Below are 6,000 nucleotides of genomic sequence, written 5' to 3'. Positions count from 1 at the left end.
GGTCGGAAGCCGCGCCGCCCGCTCCACGCCCACACCGCGCCCACACCGCCACCGCCCCCCCCCCGCACCGCCCCCACAGGACGCCCGCAGAAGGGGCCAGCCGGGCCAACCGTGGCCGCACACGACCAATGGCAACAGGCCAGCTCAGAGGCCGGATCGGTCGAGACCGAGCTGGTCAGAACAGTGTCCCAGAGGGGCTCTTGATCCGCGGGTTGCGGGTTCGATCCCCACGGGGCCCACCGCGCCGAATCGGACCCGGGGTGTGGAAGCGGGCCGGTGCGCCGTCGGCGGCGCGGCGGGTGCTCGCGACGTCCCGGTCCGCGCATCGACCGCGGCCCCGCCGGTGCGGTGGGGCCCTGGTGCGCTGCCGTCCGGGCCCGCAGTGCCCGCGCCGGGGCGCGTCCCCGGGATTGGGGGTCCCGGAACCCCTCACCCGGGCCCTACGGACGTATTCGTTCCGCCATCCGATGCGGCATGATCGGTGTGTCGGCCATCCGGCCGCCCGGCACCACGTCGCGTAGCCCTCGCCCAGGAGGTGGCCGGTGATTGAGGTCCTCGTCGCTGACGACCACGCCTTCTTCCGTGCATCCGTGGTCGACGTCCTCGACAGCGCGGCCGACACGACGGTGGTCGCGGAGTGCCGCGGAGGCGCCGAGGTCCTGCCCGCCTTCCGCCGGCACCGACCCGACGTCCTCCTCCTCGACCTGGCGATGCCCGGGGTGACGGGCCTCGAGGCAGCCCGGGAGGTGCTCGCCGTCGACGCCTCCGCCCGGGTCGTCATGCTGACGGGAGACGCGTCCCCCGGATCGGTCCGTGAGGCCCGCCGGATCGGGGTGGCGGGGTACCTGCTCAAGGACGACGACCCGACGCTGCTCGCGGCGCGCGTGCGCGCGGTGGCCGAGGGGGGCGTCGCCTGGTCGGCCGGCGTCCACGCGCTCGGCGAGGCGTCCGCCGACTGAGCGCTTGCGTGAAACGTCGAGCACGATCTGTCACAACCTGCTGCGCCGGACCCCTCGGACGAGGGACCTTGGTCCCAGCCGCGGGGCACGGCCTTCTCCGCGAGGTCACGGCGTGTCGTAATGCGCGTCACACCGCGGACCCGCGGTGGATCTCGTGGAGTCGGGGGGCTTCCGTGACGCTCGCGTCCATCGCCGGGACGGCCAGTGCTACCCGCACCGTGCTGGTCGTCGACGACCACGTGACCTTCGCCGAACTGCTGGCGGGCGCGCTGGAGTCATCGGGCATGGTCGCGGTCGGCATCGCGTCGTCCGCCGCGCAGGCGATCGCGATGGCGCGGGAGCTGCAGCCCGACGTCGTCGTCATGGACATCGAGATGCCGCAGCAGGACGGCCTGGCGGCGACCCGTCGGGTCCGGGAGGTGGCACCCGACGCGGTGGTCGCCGTCGTCACCGCCCACCGTGATCCCGACTGGGTCGTGCGGGCGGCGCAGGCCGGGGCGTCCGCCTTCGTCCCGAAAGACGGCTCGCTCGCCGAGATGATCGACGTCCTGGGTCGCGTCGAGGCGGGGTCGATGCTCGTCGCGCCCTCGACGTTCGCGAGCGGCGCCTCCGCGATCCCGGCTCCCCGGGGGCCGATGCGGCCGCAGCTGACCCGGCGTGAGCAGGAGGTCCTCGACTGCCTGGGGCGGGGGATGCAGGTCAAGAACATCGCCCGCGTCCTCGGGATCACCCTGGAGACCTGCCGGGGGTACGTGAAGTCGATCCACGCCAAGCTCGGTGTCCGCTGCCAGCTCGAAGCGGTCGTCAAGGCCCAGGAACTGGGGCTGCTCACCCCCAGTGCCCACTGACCCGCGGGGTCGCGCGAGGAACGGCGCGAGGCGGCAGTTCGCCGCCTTCGTCGCCGCGGCGCTCCTGGTCCTCGTGGCGGTCGGCACCACGACCGTCCTGATCAGCGACCGCATCGCTCGCGACAACGCGCTCGCGGAGGCCGAACGCATCGCCGTCCGGCTCGCCGACCTGATCGTGGCCCCGCTGGTCCGGGAGGCCGTCAGCGGGATGCCCGAGCGGTGGGAGGAGCTCGACCGCGTCCTCACGAACCGGCTGAGCGACGGCTCGATCACCTCGGTGGTCGTCTGGACCGACCGCGGCGAGGTGGTCTACGCGACCATCGAGCAGCTGATCGGACGGCAGGAACCGCCCTCCGACGACCTGGTGGCGGCGCTCGGCGGAGTGGTGGTCGCCCACGTCGACGACGAACCGGAGACCGCGTACGGGGACGTCCAGGGACCGCTCCTCGAGGTCTACGTGCCCATCGACGTCGGCGCCGAGAGGATGGCGGTCGAGGCCTACTTCGCCACGGACGCCGTCGACGAGCAGGCGGCGCTCCTGCGGGGCGAGATCGTGCCCCTGGCGGTCGGGGCGCTGGTCGTCCTCCAGCTCGTCCAGTTGCCCATCGCCGCCTCACTCGCCCGGCGCGTGCGCCGTCAGGAGGCCGAGCGCCTCGACCTGGTGACGCGCAGCCTCGCCGCCTCCGATCGCGAGCGCCGGTCCATCGCCGCCGACGTCCACGACGGCCCGGTACAGGACCTGGCCGGCGTGAGCTACGCCCTCACCGCCCTGCGCTCCTCGGTCCCCGACGACCGGCAGCCGCACGTCGACCGGCTGGTCTCCACCGTCCGGCACGCGGTGACCTCGCTGCGCCGGCTCATGTTCGACATCTACCCGCCCGACCTCAGCCCCGAGGGGTTGGTCGCCGCCCTCGACGACCTCGCCGAGCGGCTCCGCTCCGACGGCGTCGACGTGGAGGTCCGGACGGAGCCGCTGCCCGAGGTGGGGCCCGAGGTGGCCGCCGTCCTCTACCGGACGGTCAAGGAGGCCCTGGCCAACGTCGCCCGTCATGCGCGGGCCGACCGTGCGGAGGTGCGCCTGGCCCCGACCGGTGCCGACGGCGACCGCGCGGTGGTCCTGACGGTGGCCGACGACGGTGTGGGGGTCGACGACGGGTACGACGCCGGCGCGGGACACCTGGGCCTGCGGCTCGTGCACGACCGGGTGCGCGACCTCGGCGGCACCGTCAGCGTCGAGCCCGGGGCGGACGGCGGCACCGTGCTGACCGCGCTGCTGCCGATTCCACACGGTGCGTGACGACACCCATGTCGACCACCCACATCTAGGGGGCTCCCCCTCCCCCTCCTCGCGGCTGGGATCCCCCCGCTGACCTCGGCAGATTGGCGTCGTACACGCGCCAGTCCGAGGAGTTCCCGTGAGTGCACCCGCCGTCAGCCGACGAGACCTGCTCAAGATCGGCGCCCTGGGCGCGGCCGCCCTGGCCATCCCGTGGCAGGGAGTGCTGTCGGCCAAGTCGGCGTCGCGGATCGCCAGCAACAAGATCCCCCGGCCCTACACCGTGCCGTTCGCCGTGCCGCCGGTGCTCCGTGCCGTGCGCAGCGACGCCACGACGGACTACTACCGGGTCGTGCAGCGGCCGTTCGTCGGCCAGATCCTCCCGGGCGTGCAGACGCCGCTGTGGGGATACGAGGGCATGGTCCCCGGGCCCACGATCAAGGCCACGCGCGGCCGGCGCACGATCGTGCGACAGGTCAACGCACTGCCGGCGGTCCACCCGACGCTGGGGTACACCCCCTGGACGTCCACCCACCTGCACGGGATGCCGTCGGAGCCGCAGTACGACGGGTACGCCGGGGACAACTCCATGCCCGGGCAGTGGAAGGACTACGTCTACCCGAACAGCTGCGAGGCGCGGACGCTCTGGTACCACGACCACGGGGTGCACCACACGGCCGAGAACGTCTACATGGGCCTGGCCGGGCAGTACCACGTCAGCGACCCCGTCGAGGCGGCGCTGCCCATCCCCCGGGGTGCCTACGACGTCCCCCTGACCATCGGCGACGTCGCCTTCGCGGAGAACGGCTCGCTGCTCTGGGACGACAACAGCCACTCCGGCGTCTACGGCGACGTCATCCTGGTCAACGGCCGTCCCTGGCCGACCATGCGCGTGGAGCAGCGCAAGTACCGCTTCCGCATCCTCAACGCGTCGATCGCCCGCGGCTACCGCCTGCGGTTGAGCAACGGGCAGCCGTTCCAGGTGATCGCCACCGACGGCGGTCTCATGTCCGCTCCGCAGACGGTCACCCAGATCACCGTCGGCATGGCCGAGCGCTACGAGATCGTCGTCGACTTCGCCGCCATCACCGCCGGGCAGAAGATCCAGCTGGTCAACCTCGGCGTCAACAACGCCGTCGACTACGACCACACCGGCAAGGTCATGCAGTTCGAGGTCAGCGGTCCGGCCACCGACACCCGGAACAACAGCGTCCCCGCGACGCTGGCCCCGCCGCACCCCGCCATGGCGCTGACCGCCGGGATGTCGACGGCGACCCGCCGCATGCGGCTGGAGCGCACCGGCGAGCCCGGGCTGTGGTCGATCAACGGCAAGACGTGGAAGGACGTCGAGGACGGCGAGTACGAGCCGCTGTTCGCGCGCGTCGACCCCGGCGCGGTGGAGATCTGGGAGGTCGAGAACCGCTCCGGTGGCTGGTTCCACCCCCTGCACATCCACCTGGTCGACTTCCAGGTCCTCTCCCGCAACGGCCGCCCCCCGCGTCCCGAGGAGCGCGGGCCGAAGGACGTCGTCTACGTCGGCGAGAACGAGACCGTCCGGCTGCTGATGCGGTTCTCCTCGCCCGACGGCCCGCACGGCCGCTACATGGTCCACTGCCACAACCTCAGCCACGAGGACCACGACATGATGACCCAGTTCCAGGTCGGGGCCCACGACCCCGACTGCGACCCCATCCACGCGGCCCCGCCGAGCTCGGCGCCGGAGCCCGCGCTGTGACCGCCGGGACCGCCGCTGCCGAGCCGGCCGTCGCGGCCGCACCGCGGATGACGGGCCTCCGCTGGGCCGCGGCGGCGGCCACCGCGGCCGCCGCGGGCCTGCACGTCCTGGCCGCGGTCGACCACCTGGGCACCAGCGACCTCGTCGTCGGGTTCTTCCTCCTCACGGCGCTCGCCCAGTTCGGAGCCGCCGCCTGGCTGGCCCTGGGGCCCGACGGGGCGCGGGACCCGCGCTTCCTCACGGCGGTGGTCACCGCCACGGCAGGACTGCTGCTGCTCTACGTCGTCGGGCACACCACCGACCTGCTCGACCCCTTCCTCGGGCACGACCACTCCGCAGCACCTGGCGCAGCGGCCGACCACGCGGCGCACACCACGGCGACCGGTCCGATCGCCCTGGGCACCGAGCCGGTCGAGGCGCCGGAGGCCCCCGTCCTCGGGACGCTGACCGCCGGCGCCGAGTGCCTCGCCCTGGTCGCCCTCGCCGCGCTGCTGCCGACCGGTGCCCGGCGGCGGGTGCTCGACGGGCTGTTCGCGCTCGGCGCCGTCACCTGGCTCCTGTGGCTGACGGGCGTCCTCTCCTGACGCACCGGGAGCCCGCCCCGTCCCTGCGCCGCCGCAGCCGCGCCGGCCGGGTGACGTCGGCCCTGGCGGCGCTCCTCTGTGCACTCGTCGCCGCCTCGGTGGCGGGTCTGCTGCCCCTGCAGCTGATGCGCGTCGACTCCGACAGCATGCGTCCCACCCTGGCGGCGGGGGACCTGGTCCTCGTCGACCACGACACGGGGCCGGTCCGGCGGATGGACGTCGTCGCCGTCCGCTCCCCGGTGACGGGCGGCCTGCTCGTCAAGCGCGTCGTGGGGACCGCGGGTGACCGGGTCGCCCTCGAGGACGGGTGGCTCGTCGTCGACGGGCAGCGGGTGTGCGAGGCCGGTGTCGACCACAGCCGCCTCGACGGGGTCTTCTTCGGCCCCGTGACCGTGCCCGCCGGCGAGCTCTTCCTTCTCGGCGACGCGCGGGGGAGTTCCGTCGACTCCCGGACCTTCGGCACCGTCCCGGCGACCGACGTCGTCGGGGCGGTGCTCGCGCGCGTGTGGCCGGCTCCCGGCCCGCTGCACGAGCACGGCTGCTGAGCCGCCTCCCCACGGTTGGGGGGTGGGGTGCCCCCCCGCCCGGGAGTCGTCCG

The 6,000-nt window shown here is 73.7% G+C and carries 6 protein-coding genes; all 6 read left to right on the top strand.

The window, feature by feature from the left end:
• The first annotated feature begins 542 nt into the window (after window positions 1-542).
• A complete protein-coding gene (locus WA616_RS07110; protein WP_336028527.1) occupies window positions 543-959 on the top strand; it encodes a response regulator in 417 nt (138 codons plus the stop codon).
• A 173-nt stretch (window positions 960-1,132) separates the two neighbouring features.
• On the top strand, window positions 1,133-1,807 hold the full coding sequence (locus tag WA616_RS07105; RefSeq protein ID WP_336028525.1) for a response regulator transcription factor: 675 nt from the start codon (window positions 1,133-1,135) through the stop codon (window positions 1,805-1,807).
• Window positions 1,797-3,104 carry a sensor histidine kinase gene (locus WA616_RS07100; RefSeq protein ID WP_336028522.1) on the top strand — a complete coding sequence of 436 codons (1,308 nt, stop codon included), beginning with the start codon at window positions 1,797-1,799 and terminating at the stop codon, window positions 3,102-3,104. Before WA616_RS07105 ends, WA616_RS07100 begins: the two co-directional genes overlap by 11 nt.
• Window positions 3,105-3,222: 118 nt before the next feature.
• Window positions 3,223-4,818 (top strand): multicopper oxidase family protein, encoded by a 1,596-nt coding sequence (locus WA616_RS07095; protein WP_336028519.1) that lies wholly within the window; start codon window positions 3,223-3,225, stop codon window positions 4,816-4,818.
• A complete protein-coding gene (locus WA616_RS07090) occupies window positions 4,815-5,402 on the top strand; it encodes a hypothetical protein (RefSeq protein WP_336028516.1) in 588 nt (195 codons plus the stop codon). Before WA616_RS07095 ends, WA616_RS07090 begins: the two co-directional genes overlap by 4 nt.
• The gene (lepB, locus tag WA616_RS07085) at window positions 5,378-5,947 is read left to right on the top strand and encodes a signal peptidase I (RefSeq protein WP_336028515.1); all 570 of its coding nucleotides are present in this window, start codon (window positions 5,378-5,380) and stop codon (window positions 5,945-5,947) included. The genes WA616_RS07090 and lepB overlap by 25 nt, the downstream gene beginning before the upstream one ends.
• Window positions 5,948-6,000: the final 53 nt, after the last annotated feature.

This window comes from Geodermatophilus sp. FMUSA9-8 (assembly GCF_037034165.1).
GTDB lineage: Bacteria > Actinomycetota > Actinomycetes > Mycobacteriales > Geodermatophilaceae > Geodermatophilus > Geodermatophilus nigrescens.
This window is presented reverse-complemented; position numbering and strand designations above follow the sequence as displayed.